Annotated in this window: 16 protein-coding genes; 5 read left to right on the forward strand and 11 right to left on the reverse strand. The window is 64.5% G+C overall.

What is annotated here, in order from left to right; genetic code table 11:
* The first annotated feature begins 21 nt into the window (after positions 1 to 21).
* Positions 22 to 987 (forward strand): DNA-directed RNA polymerase subunit alpha, encoded by a 966-nt coding sequence (locus tag G552_RS0105315; RefSeq protein ID WP_027882094.1) that lies wholly within the window; start codon positions 22 to 24, stop codon positions 985 to 987.
* Positions 988 to 998: 11 nt separating this feature from the next.
* On the forward strand, positions 999 to 1,484 hold the full coding sequence (locus tag G552_RS0105320; RefSeq protein WP_027882095.1) for a bL17 family ribosomal protein: 486 nt from the start codon (positions 999 to 1,001) through the stop codon (positions 1,482 to 1,484).
* A gap of 69 nt (positions 1,485 to 1,553) precedes the next feature.
* On the opposite strand, the gene G552_RS0105325 is transcribed toward G552_RS0105320, so the two are convergent.
* The 9 genes from G552_RS0105325 to G552_RS0105365 form a co-directional block, all read right to left on the reverse strand.
* Entirely contained in the window at positions 1,554 to 2,864 is a 1,311-nt protein-coding gene (locus G552_RS0105325) for a S41 family peptidase (RefSeq protein ID WP_027882096.1), read from the reverse strand.
* A gap of 8 nt (positions 2,865 to 2,872) precedes the next feature.
* Positions 2,873 to 4,117 carry a S41 family peptidase gene (locus G552_RS0105330; protein ID WP_051195686.1) on the reverse strand — a complete coding sequence of 415 codons (1,245 nt, stop codon included), beginning with the start codon at positions 4,115 to 4,117 and terminating at the stop codon, positions 2,873 to 2,875.
* A gap of 24 nt (positions 4,118 to 4,141) precedes the next feature.
* Entirely contained in the window at positions 4,142 to 4,714 is a 573-nt protein-coding gene (locus G552_RS0105335) for a MarR family winged helix-turn-helix transcriptional regulator (protein ID WP_027882098.1), read from the reverse strand.
* 21 nt (positions 4,715 to 4,735) lie between these two features.
* Positions 4,736 to 5,197, reverse strand: coding sequence for a cytochrome P460 family protein (locus G552_RS0105340; protein ID WP_027882099.1), 462 nt, complete (start codon positions 5,195 to 5,197; stop codon positions 4,736 to 4,738).
* A 112-nt stretch (positions 5,198 to 5,309) separates the two neighbouring features.
* The gene (locus G552_RS0105345) at positions 5,310 to 6,434 is read right to left on the reverse strand and encodes a SpoIID/LytB domain-containing protein (protein WP_027882100.1); all 1,125 of its coding nucleotides are present in this window, start codon (positions 6,432 to 6,434) and stop codon (positions 5,310 to 5,312) included.
* Positions 6,435 to 6,489: 55 nt separating this feature from the next.
* Positions 6,490 to 8,007 carry a bacillithiol biosynthesis cysteine-adding enzyme BshC gene (gene bshC / locus G552_RS0105350; protein ID WP_027882101.1) on the reverse strand — a complete coding sequence of 506 codons (1,518 nt, stop codon included), beginning with the start codon at positions 8,005 to 8,007 and terminating at the stop codon, positions 6,490 to 6,492.
* Between the two features lie 66 nt (positions 8,008 to 8,073).
* Positions 8,074 to 8,715: a Crp/Fnr family transcriptional regulator gene (locus G552_RS0105355; RefSeq protein WP_027882102.1), complete on the reverse strand. Its 642-nt coding sequence runs from the start codon at positions 8,713 to 8,715 to the stop codon at positions 8,074 to 8,076.
* Between the two features lie 78 nt (positions 8,716 to 8,793).
* Complete coding sequence (locus G552_RS0105360; RefSeq protein ID WP_027882103.1) at positions 8,794 to 11,052, reverse strand: xanthine dehydrogenase family protein molybdopterin-binding subunit; 2,259 nt, start codon at positions 11,050 to 11,052, stop codon at positions 8,794 to 8,796.
* Between the two features lie 22 nt (positions 11,053 to 11,074).
* Positions 11,075 to 11,983, reverse strand: coding sequence for an AAA family ATPase (locus tag G552_RS0105365; protein WP_245575120.1), 909 nt, complete (start codon positions 11,981 to 11,983; stop codon positions 11,075 to 11,077).
* Between the two features lie 89 nt (positions 11,984 to 12,072).
* On the opposite strand from G552_RS0105365, the gene tsaD reads away from it, so the two are divergent.
* Positions 12,073 to 13,074, forward strand: a complete 1,002-nt coding sequence (gene tsaD / locus G552_RS0105370; RefSeq protein WP_027882105.1) for a tRNA (adenosine(37)-N6)-threonylcarbamoyltransferase complex transferase subunit TsaD — start codon at positions 12,073 to 12,075, stop codon at positions 13,072 to 13,074.
* Here tsaD and G552_RS16725 read toward each other — a convergent pair.
* Both G552_RS16725 and G552_RS14795 read right to left on the reverse strand, forming a co-directional pair.
* Positions 13,046 to 13,255 carry a hypothetical protein gene (locus G552_RS16725; protein WP_245575121.1) on the reverse strand — a complete coding sequence of 70 codons (210 nt, stop codon included), beginning with the start codon at positions 13,253 to 13,255 and terminating at the stop codon, positions 13,046 to 13,048. The two genes, tsaD and G552_RS16725, sit on opposite strands and share 29 nt — an antisense overlap.
* On the reverse strand, positions 13,192 to 13,728 hold the full coding sequence (locus tag G552_RS14795) for a hypothetical protein (RefSeq protein WP_245575122.1): 537 nt from the start codon (positions 13,726 to 13,728) through the stop codon (positions 13,192 to 13,194). The genes G552_RS16725 and G552_RS14795 overlap by 64 nt, the downstream gene beginning before the upstream one ends.
* A gap of 104 nt (positions 13,729 to 13,832) precedes the next feature.
* On the opposite strand from G552_RS14795, the gene secA reads away from it, so the two are divergent.
* Positions 13,833 to 16,841 carry a preprotein translocase subunit SecA gene (secA, locus tag G552_RS0105380; RefSeq protein WP_027882106.1) on the forward strand — a complete coding sequence of 1,003 codons (3,009 nt, stop codon included), beginning with the start codon at positions 13,833 to 13,835 and terminating at the stop codon, positions 16,839 to 16,841.
* 28 nt (positions 16,842 to 16,869) lie between these two features.
* Positions 16,870 to 17,721, forward strand: coding sequence for a metallophosphoesterase (locus tag G552_RS0105385; protein ID WP_027882107.1), 852 nt, complete (start codon positions 16,870 to 16,872; stop codon positions 17,719 to 17,721).

The raw sequence follows: 17,721 nt of genomic DNA on the forward strand, positions 1-17,721 counted from the left end.
TACCTCCGAGGAGGTTCTAGTTTGGAAACCACCAAGACCAAAGCCCCTGTTTTCAATGCCCGCATCGATGGGAACTACGGCGAGTTTGTGCTCGAGCCCCTCGAGCGGGGTTTCGGCGTAACCCTGGGGAACCCCCTGCGCCGTATTCTGCTTTCCTCGATTCCTGGTACGGCGGTTACCAGCGTTTACATCGAGGATGTGTTGCACGAGTTTTCCACCATTCCTGGGGTGAAGGAAGACGCCATTCAGCTCATCCTCAACCTTAAAGAGCTAGTCGTGCGCTTTTCCGAACCGGGCAGTGGACCCAAGACCTTGACCTTGCGGGCCACTGGGCCTAAGGTGGTGTATGCCCGCGACCTCGAGTGCCCACCCGACGCCGAGATTGTCAATCCCGACCTGTACATCGCCACCCTGGAGGAAAAGGGTAAGCTGGTGATGGAAATTCGGGTGGACGAGGGGGTGGGGTATGTGCCGGCGGAGAAACACGGCATCAAAGACCGCATCTCCTCCATTCCGGTAGATGCCCTCTACTCCCCGGTGCGCCGAGTGGCCTACCAGGTCGAGGATACCCGCTTAGGCCAGCGCACCGACCTGGACAAGCTGACCTTGCGCATCTGGACCAACGGGGCTGTCTCTCCGATGGAGGCGTTGCAGAAGTCGGTGGCTATTTTGCGGGAGCAGCTGGGCTACTTTGACCAGTCGCCCGTAGTGCGCCTCGAGCAAAAACCCGCCCAACCGCCGGCTAGCCCGCCCGCTCCATCGGTGGCTCCAGAGGCCCCGGCGCCCAGGGCGGTGGGGCTGACCCTGGACGACCTTGGCCTCACCACCCGCGTGCTGCATAACCTCAAGGAGGAGGGCATCGAGACGGTGGAAAGCCTGCTGGCCCTTTCCGAAAAGGAACTGAAGAAGGTACCGGGAATCGGCGACCGCAGCCTGCAGGAGATTAAGGACTGCCTCGCCCAACACGGGCTGGCGATGAAGGAATAGGAGAAGCGACCATGCGTCATCGCAAAGCTGGACGAAAACTCAACCGGAGCTCCTCGCATCGGGTGGCCCTGTTCCGCAACCTGGCCAAGAGCCTGCTGCTTTCGGAGGAGGGCCGGATTACCACCACCATCCCCAAGGCCAAGGAGTTGGCGGGGTATGTGGATCACCTCATCAATACCGCTAAAAAAGCCCCTACCCTAACGGTGCCCGATAACGTTCGTTTCACTAAGCGCCGCGACAAGGACGGCAAGGAATTGCCCTTGCAGGAAGGCGAGCGCCTGGCTACCCCAGAAGAGCTGGCCGCCTACGCCCGACGTAACCATCTGCGCCGCTTGGTGCTGCGTGACCTGCACGACCCCAAGCTGGTGAGAAAGCTGTTTGAGGAAATCGCTCCCCGCTACGCCGACCGGCCCGGTGGTTATACCCGTGTGCTGAAGCTGGCTGAGCGCCGCCGAGGGGATGGAACCCAGCTGGCGTTGGTGGAGTTGGTGCGCTAAGACCACCCTATCCTAACCAAGGTCAGGGAAGGGGGTACGAGGGGAGCGCCAAAAGGCGCTCCTTTTACTTTAGCGGCTGGGCGGCTTGATGCCCAGGGCCTCGAGGGCCTTTTCCAGCGGCAGGTCGCGCCCAGTGTTGGCGAGTTGCTCTAGGGAGTTTTCCGCGGTGAAGTCCGGAGTGGTTCGGGCAGGGTAGGGGGTGCCATCGGCGAAGAAGGCCCGGTTGTAGGAGATGCTGAGGGCCCCGCCATTGATCAGGTTGAGGGGGCGGGTGGTGGTGTTGCCAATGCCTAGGGTGGGCGTTCCTACCACGGGAGCCCGGCGGGCCCGTTGAATGGCCGAGGCCAAGTACTCCCCGCCCGAGGCGGTGTTTTCGTCTACCAGCACCACCAAGGGGCCTTGCCAGCGGGCGTAGACCGGCAGGTTGGCCGAATCGCTCTGGTCGTTGCGGGTGATGGAGAGGCGCCCCTCGCGGATGCGGAACTCGGTGCGCTCAGTCTGGTAGCGGTCAACCAGGGCCACGTAGGGTTCCTCGAGGAAGGCCGCCGCGGCGTAGATCATCTCGTTGAGCAAGCCCCCGCTGTTGCCCCTGAGTTCCAGCACCAAAGCCCGCAGGTTTTTCTGCTGGGCTTCCCGCACCAGCTCGTGCACCCGGCGGCCTACCTGGCCTTGGGCGTCGAAGTCGGGGATGCGCAAAATGCCCACCCCGTCGGGCCGCACCCTGAGGGAGGGGAAGCGGGCTAGGTTGATCTCACGTCCGACTAAGGTGATCTCCAAGCGCTGGCGTTCGGGCCCCCGCAGGATGGTGAGGGTCACCGGCCGGCCTGACTGCACCGACTCCAGCAAAAACTGGGTGGTTTCCTGATCGCTGGTGAAAGTTTCCAAAGCGCGCCCGTTGATGGCGATGATGCGGTCGCCGTAGGCCAGCCCGGCCTCGTCGGCAGGGCCGCCTTCCACCACGTCCACGATCAGCCGGTCGCGCGAGCCGGGTACCGGCACATGGGTAATGCCGATGCGCAGAGTGCGAGAGGGTGCGTTGCCCTGGCGGCTTTCCCGGGTTCCCCGCAAGGCCTCGGGGCTGAGGTAGTAGGTGTGGTTGTCCTGCAGCTCGCCCACCATGCGCTGGATGATGGGCACGGCTTGGTCGTAGGGGCAGGTCTCGGGTTGGGGCGCGCAGGTGCGCTCGAGCTCCACCTGGTAGCGCCGGGTCAGCTCCTTGAGGTTCTGGTTGGCCGGGCCGTAGTAGTAAAACTCCACGTAGAAGCTGGCTTGGTCAAAGAGATCCTGAGCCGGTGAGGCCAGCGAAAACGAGCCCAGCAGCAAGGCCAGGGTCAGTACGGCCTGCCGGGCTTTAGTGGAAAAAGTACCCAGTCGTTCCATAGCACCACCTACCGCAGCATTTGCAAGGCGCGCTCGAGGATCACATCGCGCCCGGCCACCAGGGCTTCTAGATCGTCTTCCACCAGTACATCGGGGGTGAGTTTGAAGGGGAAAGGCGTGCCGTCGAGGTGTCGCATGCGCAAAGAGGAGACCGCGATGAACTCGCCGTTGATCAGGGGGCCCTCTGCGCTACCAGACATGCCCAAGGCCCCGGCAGTGGGCTCGCCCACCACCTTGGCCCGCCCGGCGGCCTGGAGGAAGTAGGCGAGCATCTCGCTGGCGTTGAAGGTGTGGCGGTTGACCAGCACCACCACCGGTAGCCGGGCCAGGTAGGGTTGCTCGAGGGCGCTTTGCTCCTCTTTTTCTTCCCCTTCCGGCTGCACGAATAGCCGTCCATTCTCTACGGTGTAGGTCTCGTCTAGCCCTTGGAAGCGGCGGTCGTAGATGAAGCCCCCCCTTCCGATAAAGGCGCTGGCCGCCAGCAGGGCCTCAGAATCGTAGCCGGTGAGCGCGTCGCGCAGGTCAATCACCAAGCCCCTAGCCCCGGCCTCTTCGGCACGGCGGGCTGCGGCGTGGATGCGCTCGGCAGGGGAGAAGCGCTCCGAGCTAAAGAGATGATAGATGCGCAGGTAGGCGATGTTGTTGTTGATCTCGAGCCGGGGCTGCATGGTGGCCTCGGCTACCCGGGGGGTGAGCTGGGCCGTGCGGGGGCTGTTCTGCCGGCTGTAGCTGAGGCGGATAGGGTTGCCGGCGGCTTCGGCGGCTTGCAGGTTAGCCAGGCGGGCGGGCTGGCCGTTGATCTGGGTGATCAGGTCGCCCCGCCGCAAGCCTGCCTCAAAGGCGGGCTCGCCGGGAAAGGCCTCGCTCACCACCAAGCCCCGGGGGGTTTCGCGCACCCATACCCCAATTCGGGCGGTGGCTGGCCCCAGCCCGGCCCCATAGCGTTGCTCGTCGATGAGCTGCTCGCGGGTCATCAGCATGGTGAAGGGGTCGGCGATCTCCTGCACGATACGGGCGATGACCTGCCGGGCCTTGTCGAAGCCACACTTTTCCCCTTCAGCAGCGCAGAGCTGGTCGAGCTGGGGCTGGTATTGCCGCCTGAGCTCGCGGAAGGGAGCCACCTTGGCCGGGCCGTTGTAGTAAAAACCGATGAGGAAGGTGGCCTGGTCGAACAAATCCTGGGCGGGGGAGGCCAAAACTGGGCTGGTGAGCCCCCATATCAAGCAGCTCAGCAGGGTTTTTCGTAGGGTCATAGCTCAAATATACCCCCTGGCGGATTAAACAGGTGGTAAAGGGGCACTTTGTGGGGCGTGGTCGGGGCAGAAGAGGCGTAGCTCGGCAGGGGGGAGAGGTTGCTCCAGCAGGCGGCAGTAGGCCTGGCCGTGGGTGTAGCTATAGTGACAACAGGTCAGGCACATACCACTTTCGCCCATCAGGCCCTCTTGCACCAGGTGGGCCAGGATAAAAAGCAGGTCTTGCAACAGGCGTTCGGGGGCCTCCAGGGTTTGCCAGGCTTTGCGCAGCGGGGCATCCCAATGGCTGAGGTGCTGGGCTAGCGCTTGACCTTGAGGGCTAATCCGCAAGACCCGGCGCCTTTGATCGGTAGGGTCTTTTTCCCGCAGTAGGCAGCCTTTGGCCTCGAGGCTTTGCAAAGCCTCGCTCACGGTGGGTGGGCTCAGGGCCAGGCCTTCGGCCAGGGCGGCAACCCCTTGGGGTTTGCGGGCCAGATGGAGCAGGAGTAGGGCCTGGGTAGGCGTAAGGCCTAGAGGATAGGCCTGGGCCCACAACAAGGCACGTTGACCCTGGGCCAGACGTTCCAGGGCCGCGCTGAGTTTGTCCTCGAGGTTCACGCGTTCATTGTAGAGCCTTCGCTAGGGGCGGTAGGTGCTGAACACATAATCGCTGCTGGCAGCACCTTGATGGCAGGTGAAGCAGGCTTGGGCGTCGATGCTGAGCGGTGCCTTATTCGGCCCAAAGGCCAGGAAGCCCCAGCCGCCCGTGCGGGCATAGCGGCTGCTGTTCTTGACCATCACCCCTACCAGCTTGCGCGGACCTTCCAGGGTGGCCCCTTGCTCCTTGCGCACCTCGAGCAGGTCGAAGGCGATCACCGAGCCATCGGGGAAGCTACGGCGATCCGAGAGATAGCCGGCAAGGGCTTGGGGATTGGCGTAAATGTGGTGCAGACCGCCAAAAGCCTCATAAAGAGGGTGGCCTGGCCCGATTTCCATGCTCTTGATGTGCGTCCAGAAGCGATATCCTTCCGGATAAGAAGAGCTGCCTTGGCCCAGGGCTAGGAAGACCAGAAACAAGCCTAACCAGAGGGACTTACGCATGGCGCACCTCCTATATTTAGGATTCCTAAATATTAGCGTAGCCTCGAGGCCCTGTCAAGCCGGGCAGGCTACCGAAGGGGCGCACGCTCCCCCGTTCCCCGACCGAGGGGGCCTAGGGCCTAGACCAGCCCCAGGCCTGGGCCCAAGAGGGGCTGGGCAGCCCCTGTACCACCTCGAAGCTGCTCAGGAAGGTGCCGGGGTAGTAGTAGCCCAGGATTTGGCGAAAGTCCCAGCCTTGCAGGGCCAGCCCCCGGGCGCCCCACTGGCTCATGCCCACACCATGGCCCAGGCCCTGGCCATAGACCTGCCAGCCCTCAAAGCGCACCCGGGTAGAGGGCAGGCCCAGGCTGCGCAGAAGGCGGGTGGCCAGGGGGGCCTCGAGTTCTAAGCTTCCCCCGCTGCCGCTGATGCGCAGGCGAAGGGGCCGCCCACTCTCGCTCAGTAGAACCGGCTGCACGGTTTGCACGCTGCCCACTTGAAGGCCCAAAGCGGCCAGACCCTGGGCCACCGCCTCGGGGGAGAGGCTGCGGCTCCAGGCGCTGTGAGGGCTTTGGGCAAAGGGATCGGGGCGGGCCACCAGATAGGGCAGGCTGTTGCCCCAGACCTCGGCTGAAGCGGCGGTGTGACCGCCGGAGTCGGCGTGGTAGACCGCGGTGATGGGTTTTTGCCGGTAGCTCACAATTAAGCCTCGGGTGGCCTGGACTGCTGCGGTGTGGCGGGGGGTTTCGACTTGGCGGCCCCGGTAGACCTGGCAGCGCTCGGTGGCGCAGAGGTCGTAAAGGCCCTGGGGGTTCAGGCGATAGAGGGCAAAGGTGCGGGCCAGAATGGCCTGGGCCTGCAAGACCGCTTCCGGGAAGGAGGCCGGAACCTCACCCGGCATCACCCCCAGCAGGTAGTCCTCGAGCCAGACCCGGTTGATGAAGAGAAGGCGCCCCCCCTGCCAGACCGCCAGCAGGTTGCCCCGGTAGGGCCGCCCTTCCAGGGTAAAGCCTTCGGGTGAGGCCAGCTCCACCCAAGGCCCCTGGCCTTGTCCTTCCAGCACCACCTCGCCCGCCCCAGCCCACACCCGCAGGCTGCCTGCGGGGAAGTCCCGGCTGCCCAGGGCGTTGTTGCGCAGATGGGGGCCAACCTGCACCCCCTGAGCAGGAGCCTCGCTAAGCAGTACCCGCAGGAGTAGGTCGGGCTGGGCCCAAGCGGCTCCCAGCCAAAAGAAGAGCAGCACCCAGAGGCGAGCCATGCCCAAAACCTTTGCCAAGTATACCCAGGCCTGGGGAACTCTCTTGTGCATTTGCCTATTCCAAGGGCAGGGTATGCTGTCCGGTGGCAGGTAGCTTCTGAAGGGCTTGCAGTACATGCCCACCATGCTTGAGCAGGTACATGGGGAAAGGATAGGCCCGTTCCTGGGGGATGGGGTGACCCTGAGGGTCGGGAGGGGCCAGGTGGCGCTGTAACCGGGCGAACTGAGCACCGATGGTGTTTTCCTGGCGCAAAGCTTGGCTCAGGATTTTGTTTTGCAGCCGTCTTAGCTCGTGTTGGATGCGCACCTGGGCTCGCTGGCGGGGGCGGGCTAAGGTGGGGTCGGGGAGGAGGGCTGCGAGAGCCTCGAGCTCGGCGTTAATGCGCTCCAGGTGGGTTTGCAGGGCTTGTACGCGAGCTTCCTGCCGGGCCAGAGCGGTTTTGAAGGCGCCTTCTGGGTCGGCCTGGAAAACCCAGGCCTCGAGGCCGTACTTCTGCAGGATGCGCTGGATGGGGGGCTCGAGCACCACAACGCTCAAACGCCGGATCACCGCAGGGGGCTTTAGGCCGTGCAGGGCATACACCCCGCCCAGCTCGGCCACGTATTTCAGCTCCCCAGGCCCCACCACCAGGCCCACGGTGGGCAGTACGGTGTCCTGCAGTACAGGGCGCAGGCCTGCCGCCGGGGTGAGGCGGGCGGGGTCCTGGGCCAGAAGGGCGCGCAGGTCGGCAGGGGTGTAGCTTCGCTGGCCGTCTTCGAAGTGGCCCTGGCGGAAGCGCAGCAGCCGCCGCACCCCATCGGGCCCTTCTAGAAACAGGTTGGTAGCGGCTTTTCCCCGGCCCAGGGCAGGCTCGAGGCCAGCCTTCTTCATGGCCGAGGCGGCGCGGTTGATGGCCTCGGCAGAGGCCAACGGGTCGTCCAGCTCCCGTTCCAGAGCCGGCACAAACAGCGGGGCCAGCTCGGGGGCCATGGGGTCGAACAGCACCAACCCCTGGGGGCCTAGCCACTCCAGCATCAAGCGGGCAAAGGCCTCGCTGTAGCTCCAAGGGCCCCGCAGGGCCCGGCAGATGCGCTCGCTCACCTCTGGCTGCCCGCCAAACCGCTGGAGTAAAGCGCAGACCTGGGGAAAATAGGGTTCAAAACGGATACGCCCGGCGGGGCGGGCTGGGGGCAGGGCCAGCCGCAGAGGGTGTACCCGTTCCTCGAAGTCGAGAAGTTCGACCCCGCTGATCTCCGCGGTGTCGTGATCCTGTGAGGCCACCCAAAACACCGGTACCACGGGCTGCTCCGGCTGGTCGTGGCTTTGAGCCAGCCGAAGGGCAGCGTGGGCTTTGTAGAAAGTGTAGGCTGGGCCAGAGAGCAGGCCAGCCTGTTGACCGGTAACCAAGGCCCGGCTTTGGGGATGGGCCAGCCGGCGGGCCGCCTCGAGGCTGGCGGGAGGGGCGCCCAAGCGCTGTAAATAGGCCACCAGCCTGGCGCTAAGGGTTTCCCGGGGGGCAGCCCTGGGCTTTTCCAGCAAAGCGGGCAGGTCGGCCAGACCATAGGGCAGAAAGGGGCGCAGGGCATCAGACATGGCTAGGGGATTTTACTGGGTGCGGCTAGACCACAGCGTAAGGTGTGGCATAAACCCCCGGTGGGTTTAGAGCGAGATTTGCTGCAAAACCCCTGGCTTGAGAATCAGAATTCTCCGGTAGCCCAGCTCGATGGCATCCTGCATGGCTAGTTCGCCCAGCACCTTGGTAATGGTCTCCCGGGTTGAGCCGGCCAGGTGGGCCAGATCCTGGTGGGAGAGGGTGACCTCGAGGCCCTCCTCACCCTGGCGCATGGCGGTCAGTAGGGCTTTGGCTAGCCGGGGCAGCACCTCCTTAAAGCGCAGGTCGCGCAAACGTTCTTCGGCCTTACGCAGCCGCCGTGAGAGCAACAGCACAAAAGCGGCCTGGGCCTCGGGGAAGCGGGTGGTGAGCCGTAGAAGGTCTTCCCTCGAGGCAGCTAGCAGCTCGCAGTCGGTGAGGGGCTCGGCGAACACCCCATAGCGCTCGTTTGGCAATAGCGCGCCTTCGCCGAATATCTCCCCAGCCCCCACCACCGTTAGGGTGATTTCCTCCTCCTGCGGGCCAAGCTGAAAAAGACGTACCCAGCCGTCGACCACAAAATACAGGGTCTTAGCCTCGTCTTCGGGGTAGCACACGTAGCTACCGCGCCGTGCGGTAAAACTACGGAATACCCGCTCGGCTTCGGCCCTGGCCTCGGGGGAGAAGGTGGTCATGAACTCTGGGGTCATGGCCCTTAATTTAGCGGGTCGAAGGGGAAGAAACCTTGGGTCAGCTTCACAAATAAAGGCCTGTCGCAAGTGGGGTTTTTAGCGCGGAATGTGGCGCCAGACCTTTTCCGGGGTGAGGGGCATGTCCAGGTGGGCTACACCCAGGGCATCCAGCACCGCATTCACCACTGCCGGGGTAGCGGCGATGGCCCCGGCCTCGCCCACCCCTTTGGCCCCCAGGGGGTTGGTGGGGGAGGGGGTTTGCAGGTGATGAGGCTCCATGGGGGGCATCTGGTCGGCCTTGGGCAGGGCGTACTCCAGCAGGCTGGCGGTTCGGTTCTGGCCCTCGGGGTCGTAGAGGATGCCCTCGTAAAGGGCCTGCCCGATGCCCTGGGCAATGCCCCCGTGCTGCTGGCCCTCAAAAAGCAGGGGGTTGACCACCGTGCCGCAGTCGTCCACCGCCACGTAGCGCAGAATTTTTACCGCTCCGGTCTCGGGATCCACCTCAACCACCGCCAGGTGGGCGCCAAAGGGGTAGTTGGCCTCCTTCAAGACGAAGCTAGCCTGCCCCTCCAGCCCCGGCTCCATCCCTGGGGGCAGTTTGCGGGGGTTGAAGGCCACGGCCAGTATCTGCTCCAGGCTGACCGCCTTATCGGTGCCGCGCACCCCCCAGCCTTGGGGGCCCAGCTCGATGTCCTCGGGGGCGGCCTCGAGCAGGTACGCGGCGATGCGGGCCATCTTGTCGCGCACCATGGCCCCGGCTTTCTGGATGGCCGAGCCCCCCACCGAGAGGGTGCGGCTGCCGGCGGTGCCCATGCCGTAGGGGATGACCAGGGTGTCGCCCTGCACCACCTGGAAGCGCTCGGGGGGGATGCCGAGCTGGTCGGCCACAATCTGTACAAAGGCGTTCTGGGTGCCCTGCCCGTGGGGCGAGGTACCGGTGAAGAGGGTCACGCTGCCGTCGGGGTTGACCCGCACCCCGCCGGTGTCCCAGCCGTAGCCGGTGATCTCCACGTAGCTGCATAGCCCAATGCCGATCCGCCGGCCCTGGCGCTGGGCCTGGGCCTGTTCCGCGCGGAGCTTTGGGTAGTCGCTGGCCTCGAGCAGCCTTTCCAGGGCCTGGGCGTAGGCCCCGGAGTCGTAGCGGGCCCCGGTGTGGGTTTTGTAGGGGAAGGGCCCTCGAATGAAATTCCTGCGGCGGATCTCCGCCGGGTCGAGGCCCAGCGCCCGGGCCCCCATGTCCATGAGCCGCTCTAGGTAGTAGGTGGCCTCGGGCCGTCCGGCCCCGCGGTAGGCCCCGGTGGGGGTGGCATTGGTGTAGACCGCCAGCAGCTCTAGCTCGAGGGCAGGAATCTCGTAGGGGCCCTGCAGCATCAGGAGAGTGCCGGGAGCGTTGCCCAGGGTGGTCTCGAGGGCGTAGGCTCCCAGGTCGGCCACCACCCGGCCCCGCAGGCCCAGAATCCGGCCCTCCGCGTCGAAGGCCATCTCCAGCTCGGCGACCTGGGCCCGCCCGTGGATGGTGGCGTTGAAGGCTTCGCTGCGTCCCTCCACCCACTTGATGTTACGGCCTAGGTGCTTAGCCAAATAGGCGGCCAGCATCTCCTCGGGGTAGACGTTAATCTTGGCCCCGAAAGCCCCGCCCACATCGGGCACAATCACCCGTACTTGATTTTCGGCCAGGCCCAGGCCTTGGGCCAAGGCGCTGCGCAGGCTATGGGGCATCTGGGTGCTCGACCAGACGGTAAGGGCCTGGCGGATACCGTCCCAACTGGCCAGAACCCCCCTGGGCTCCAGTGGGGTGGGGGCTACCCGCTGCTGCACGAAGCGCCCACTCACCACCTGGTGGGCCTGGGCAAAAGCTGTGGCTACGTCCCCTGCGCCGACCTTGCGCTGTAGCGCCAGATTGCTTTCCAGTCTGGGGTGGATGGGGGGGGCCGTTAGGGCGGCCAGCGGTTCGGGGTAGGCGGGCTGAGGCTGGTAGTCCACGAAAATGTTCTGTACCGCTTCTATAGCGGCTTCCGGTGAAGTGGCCAGCACCGCGGCTACAGCCTGGCCCTGGTAGTGCACCTGGCCCTGAGCTAAAAGCGGGTGGGGCACCGCTTTGGCATCGCGCGGGGCCGAGGCTGGGGCGTGGAGTTCGGGCAGATCTTGAGCGGTGTACACCCCGACCACCCCAGGGATGGCCCGGGCCTCCTCGGTCTGGATGGTGCTCAGCCGGGCATGGGCATAGGGGCTACGCAGTAGGGCCAGGTAGAGGGTGTTGTCCAGCCGGAGGTCGTCCAGATAGACCCCCTGGCCCCGGATCAGCTTGCCGTCCTCGAGGCGTTTCATGGGTTGGCCAACGTAGCGCTGCGACATAGGGCCATGTTACCCCAAGGGGCTACTTGGGCATGGTGCGGCGCAGCAGGTCTTGGATAACCTGGGCTACTTGGAGGCCCTCGAACTGGGCCTCCTCGGTCAGGAGCAGGCGGTGGGCCAAGGCGGGCAGGGCAGCGTTGCGCAAGTCGTCCCACTCCAGGTGGGCCCGGCCCGAGAGGTAGGCCAGGGCTTTGGCCAAGGCCAGCCAGGCCTTAGCCCCTCGGGGGGAGAGGGGCATGCGTAGGTGCTTTTCCTCGCTGGAAAGCTGAGCGGTGTCGGCGATGGCCTCCAGCGCTGGCTGGCTCGCCACCACCTGGCGGCTTTCCGCTCGAGCCGCCAGCAAGTCCAACCCTTCCACCGCCGAAGGTGGGGTAGGCTCCTCGGAAAGGATGCGCACCCAGGTCGCGCGGGGTGGGGCCTGCACGCTGATCTTAGCCATGAAGCGGTCGAGCTGGGCCTCGGGTAGGGGGTAGGTGCCCTCCAGCTCTAAGGGGTTCTGGGTGGCCAGCACCAAAAAGGGCTCGGGCAGGGGGTGGCGCAGGCCGCTTACGGTGACGCTTTGCTCCTGCATGGCCTCGAGCAGCGCCGACTGGGTCTTGGGGGTGGCCCGGTTGATCTCATCGGCCAGCACCACCTGAGCGAACAGGGGGCCTGGCCGGAAGACGAACTGCCCATCCTCCAAAATCTCGGTTCCGGTGATGTCGGCAGGCAAGAGGTCGGGGGTAAACTGGATGCGGCGGTAGGAAAGCCCGCTGGCTTGGGCAAAGGCTTTGGCCAGGAGGGTTTTGCCCAGCCCGGGTAGCCCCTCCAGCAGGGCGTGACCGCCGGCTACAGCGGTGGCCAGCAGCTCGCGAATGACCTGTTCCTGCCCGAAGAGCACCTGGGAAAGCTCTTTTTGCAAAGCGGAAAGCGCCGCTCGAGGATCGTTCACGAACCCATACTAACCGGCTTTTCACCTAGGCCAAGTGGGGTTGGTGAGCAATTGCCCTTGCCCCCAGCGTGGGGCGGTACAATCGGGTTGTGTGGATTTTGGGCATCGACACCTCCTGCGACGATACCGGGGTGGGTCTGGTGCAGGATGGCCGGGTGGTGGTCAACCGGGTGGCCTCCCAGACCCTGCTGCACCAGGTCTACGGGGGGGTGGTGCCGGAGTTAGCCTCGAGGGAGCATGTCCAGGTGATCGACGGGCTAGTGGAGGCTGTCCTAGCCGAGGCGGGTTTGGTGCCAGCCAAGCTGGATAGGGTGGCAGCTACACGGGGCCCGGGGTTGATTGGGGCTTTACTGGTGGGCTTCACCTATGCCAAGGGGTTGGCCTTTGCCCTGGAGAAACCCTTTGTGCCGGTGCACCACCTCGAGGGCCACATCTACGCGGCCCTGGCCGAACACCCCGAGGTAACCCCGCCCTTCCTGGCCCTGGTGGCCTCGGGGGGCCACACCCACCTGTTCGAGGTGCCCTGCTGGGGCCAGTACCGGCAGCTGGGCGCCACCCTAGATGACGCGGCAGGAGAAGCTTTCGACAAGGTAGCCCGCCTGCTGGGCCTGGGGTATCCTGGAGGGCCTGCGATCGAAGAACTGGCCCGCCAGGGGGAGGCCCCTAGGGTTCCCCTGGCCCTGCCGTTGCAGGGGCAGGAGGGTTTTAACTTCAGCTTTTCTGGCCTAAAAACGGCGGTGGCCCGGGCTCTGGAACAGGGCTATGCCCCCGCCGATATCGCCGCGCGCTTCCAGCAGGTGGTGGTCGAACACCTGGCCCAGGTGGTGGTTCGGGCGGCCCGGTACACCGGCCTTAGCACCCTTTTGGTCACCGGGGGCGTGGCCCAGAACGCCGCGCTGCGGGCCCGTTTGCAGGAGGCCGGGTTGCGCCTGTTGTTTCCTCCAAAGGGCTTGGCCACCGACAACGGGGCCATGATCGCTTTAGCTGCCTGGCATATCCAAAAGGCGCCGCCGGAGGCCCTGCTGGTTCCGGCGGCAGCCTATTTGCCTTTGGAAGACCCCTCTACTTCCGCAGGGCGACCAGCTCGGTGATGCTCTCGCCGTTGCGGGTTTTCTGGATGCTCTTGACCAGGCCCACCCCTTCGGCATACCAGGAGGTGCCGCGGCTTTCGAAGTTGAAGGGAATTTGGATGGGGCCGGCGCTGGCTTTTAGCCGGGTAGCGAGGCTGGTCTCGAGCCGATAGGCGGTAAGGCGCCCTGCCGGGGTGACCACGGTTTCCTGGGCCACCACCTGGTAGAGATTCTCGAGGCTACCGCTAATCTGGAGGCGCAACGGCCCCTGCTGTCCGCTGCCCCGCACCTCATCACCAGCTTCCAGCTATTCCCCACCGCCCAGCGGTCGTAGTCGGGGATAGCCACCCCGCTTACCCGCACCACCTCCAGGCTGTAGCTCACCGGCTGCCCGCCCAGCTCGGCCCGGTTGTTGCCCGGGCCAAAGTCCACCGGTGCGAGGCCTTCTGCCGAGCAACGGTAGCGGGAGGTTTCCTGGCCGCTATTGCTCTGGCGAATCTGCACAAAGCTGGTCTCGGTGATCTGGGTTTTGCGGATGGTATAGGCCCCGCTGCGTTCGCCGCTGGTGCGGTACTGCCACTCCCAGCCCGGACGGGCCGGAGCGAAGGGCTGGTCGCAAAACTGGGCTAGGGCGGGGCTGCCCAAAAGAAACAGGGCCAGAAAGGCAAGGGGCATAACCCAAGTGTATGCCGGACTCCAGGTGGAAAGGTAAAGAGGCGTTACACATCTAGCCTTCTAACCCCCATTCTCATGCAGAAGGGGTACAATCGCGTTTGGTTATGCTGGCATGGATTAATAAGCTTTTGGATAACAACGAGCGCAAGGTGGCCCGCTACTGGAAAGAGGTGGTGGCCCCGGTTAATGCCCTCGAGGATGAAGTTGCCCGTATCGAAGACCTGGCCGCGGAGTATGCCAAGCTGCGCCAAGCCCACCAAGATGGGGCCGACCTGGATTCTTTGCTGCCCAGAGCCTTTGCCCTGACCCGCGAAGCCTCCAAGCGCTTTTTGGGTCTGCGCCATTACGATGTGCAGCTCATCGGGGGGGCGGTCTTGCACGAGGGCAAGATCGCCGAGATGAAGACCGGTGAGGGTAAGACCCTGGTGGCTACCTTAGCGGTGACCCTCAACGCCCTTTCCGGTAAGGGGGTGCACCTGGTTACGGTCAACGACTACCTGGCCCGGCGCGACGCCGAGTGGATGGGGCCTATCTACCGGGGCCTGGGCCTCACGGTGGGGGTGGTGCAGAACCACTCCACCCCCGAGGAGCGTCGGCAGGCTTACCTGTGCGATGTGACCTATGTGACCAATAGCGAGCTGGGCTTCGACTACCTGCGCGACAACATGGCGGTGGCTCCCGAGCAGCTGGTACTGCGCCACGATACCCCGCTGCACTACGCCATCATCGACGAGGTGGACTCCATCCTGATCGATGAGGCCCGCACCCCCCTGATCATCAGTGGGCCGGCGGAGCGGGCTACCGATATGTACTACCGCATGGCCGAGATCGCCAAGAAGCTCGAGCGCGGCGAGAAGCCTCCGGTGGGCAGCAAGGAAGAGCCTACGGGCGACTATACCATCGAGGAGAAGCAGAAGGCGGTGCACCTGACCCTGCGGGGCATTGCCAAGGCGGAGAAGCTGCTGGGTGTGGAGGGCCTCTTCAATACCGAGAATATGGAGCTGGCCCACATGCTGACCCAGGCCATCCGGGCCAAGGAACTCTACTTCCGCGACCGAGAGTACATCGTGCAGGATGGGCAGGTCATCATTGTAGATGAGTTCACTGGGCGCTTGCAGCCAGGCCGTCGCTTCGGCGAGGGGCTGCACCAGGCCATCGAGGCGAAAGAGGGCGTCAAGATTGAGCGGGAAAACCAGACCCTGGCCACCGTAACCTACCAGAACTTCTTCCGCCTCTTCGAGAAGACCGCGGGCATGACCGGCACAGCCAAGACCGAGGAGAAGGAGTTTCAGGAAATCTACGGCATGGATGTGGTGAGTATTCCCACCCACCGCCCGGTGATCCGCCAGGATGCTCCCGACGTGGTCTACCGTACGGAGAAAGGCAAGTTCTTTGCCGTGGTGGAAGAGATTGCCGAAAAGTACGAGAAAGGTCAGCCAGTGCTGGTGGGTACCATCTCGGTGGAGAAGTCTGAGCGGCTTTCTGCCATGCTCAAAGACCCGCGCCACTTCCTGCCCCGCCTCGAAGCCCGGGCCCAGCTTCTGGCCAAGGCTATCGAGAAGCAGAGCGGCCCCGAGTGGGATCGGCTGCGCAAGGCCTTGGAGCGGCCAGGGGCCTTGCGCGACAGCGACCTGGAGCCGTACGAAGCCACCATTCCTGCCAAGGGTAGTATCCGCACAGCCTGGGAGTATCTCAAGCGGGCGGTGCACACCCTCGAGCTCATCCGAAAGGGCATTCCCCACCAGGTTTTGAATGCCAAGTACCACGAGAAAGAGTCAGAGATTGTGGCCCAGGCGGGCCGCAGCAAGACCGTGACTATCTCGACCAACATGGCCGGGCGCGGCACCGACATCAAGCTGGGGGGTAACGCCGAGTACCTAGCTGCCGATCTTTTGCGTAAGGAGGGTCTGGAGCCCCGCTCAGAATGGAAAATCGAGCTCTTCATTAAAAAGCTGGTGCAGGGGGCCGAGGAAGAGGCCCTCAAGCTGGCCGCCGAAATTGGGGTGCGCCCGGCCATCATCGACGAGATTCGCCGCCTGCGGGACACCTGCGCTGCCGATGAGGTGCGGGTCAAAGAGCTGGGCGGTTTGCACATCATCGGTACCGAGCGGCATGAGTCGCGCCGCATCGATAACCAGCTTAGGGGTCGCTCGGGCCGCCAGGGTGACCCCGGTTCCTCGCGCTTTTACGTCTCCTTCGACGACGACCTGATGCGCCTGTTCGCCTCCGAACGGGTCATCGCCATGCTGGATCGGATGGGCTTCGATGATTCCGAGCCCATCGAAAACCAGATGGTTACCCGCTCCATCGAACGGGCCCAGAAGCGGGTGGAGGATCGTAACTTCGATATTCGCAAGCAGCTTTTGCGCCTGGACGAGGTGATGGCCCGGCAGCGCGAAGTGGTCTATGCCCAGCGGCGCACGGTGCTCTTGGGTAGCGATGAGGCGGTGCGTGAAGGGGCTTTGGCCATGATGGAGGACACCGTGGATGGGGTGGCCTCTAACTACCTCAACCCCCAGCAGCACCCCGATGACTGGGACCTCGAGGCCCTCAAAAGCAGCCTGGTGGACTACATTCCCTCGCTCAAAGACTTCGACTTTGAAGGTCTGCGCCGCCTCAAAGCCGAGGAGGGGGTGGAGCGGCTTATAGAGGCGGCCCGCGCGGCCTACCAGGCCCGCGAGGCCCAACTCGATGCCCAGGGGCCGGGCTTGATGCGGGCAGTGGAGCGTTTTGTGACCTTGCAGGTGGTGGACAACGCCTGGAAGGAGCACCTGCACAACATGGATGTGCTCAAGCAGGGTATCTTCCTTAGGGGCTACGGTCAGCGCGACCCCTTCCAGGAGTACAAGCTCGAGGGCACCCGCTTTTTCAACGAGATGATCGCCAGCATCAAAAGCGAGGTAACCAAGTTCCTTTTCCGCCTGCAAGTGGAGGTGAGCCCCCAGCCTGCGCCGCAGGCCCAGGAAAGCCCAACCAGTGCGGCTCCCCCTTCTCCCAGCCGCGATCCCTTCACGGTACGGCGCCAGCAGAAGGCGGCCTCAGCCTATGGGGGTCTAAGTCGGGCCGAGCGCCGCAGGCTGGAGCGCGAGGAGCGCAAGAAAAACAAGGGGTAAATGCCGGCGGCCCAGGGGGCGCTTCAACATGCTTACCCGGCGCCGCTTTCTATTCCTGCTCGGCCTGGGCGTTGTAGGCCTAGGGGGGTGGGCCGCGGGGGAGGCTTACCGCTTTGGCCTCAGCCGCTATCGGCGGGTTTTGCCTGGGCTAAGGCAGCCTTTGCGGGTGGTGCAGCTAAGTGACCTGCATTATGGCCCTTGGGTGCACGGGGCCTCGGTCAGGGCCTGGGTTCAAGCGGCCAATCAAGAGCGGCCCGACCTGGTGGTCATTACCGGCGACCTGATCGAGTCGGGCCTGCGTCTGCGCTGGCTGAAGGAGGCTTACCGGATGGCCAGCCCCGACCTGGAGACCCTGGTTAGCGAACTGGGGCGGCTACGGGCTCCTCTGGGGGTCTACGCCATCTGGGGTAACCACGACAATGGTCTGCCTCAGGCCAAACGCTACCTAAGACACCGCCTAGCGGCCCGGGGCATCGAGGTGCTGACCAACCAGGGGCTTTGGGTACGGGACGACCTATTTCTGAGCGGGGTAGACGACTACTGGGAGGGAGAGGCCAACCCCCAGGCTTCCTTGCGGGGCTTCCGCCCCGATAGGGCTAGCCTGGCCTTAGCCCACAACCCTGATTTTTGGGACTTTTACCGGGGCTTGCCGGTTTCCCTGGTGCTGAGCGGCCATACCCACGGGGGCCAGGTGTACCTGCCGGGTCTGGGGGCGCCCTGGACACCCTCGTACTATGGCCAAAAGTACCTGGGGGGGTGGTTCACGCCGCCCGCCTCGCCGGTGGCTGGGTTCGTCTCGCGAGGCTTAGGCCCAACGGGCCTACCTTTGCGCCTCAACGCTCCCGCTGAGTTGGTGGTCTTCGACTTCCAACCAGGGTAG

The organism is Meiothermus rufus DSM 22234, from assembly GCF_000423425.1.
Taxonomy (GTDB): domain Bacteria; phylum Deinococcota; class Deinococci; order Deinococcales; family Thermaceae; genus Meiothermus; species Meiothermus rufus.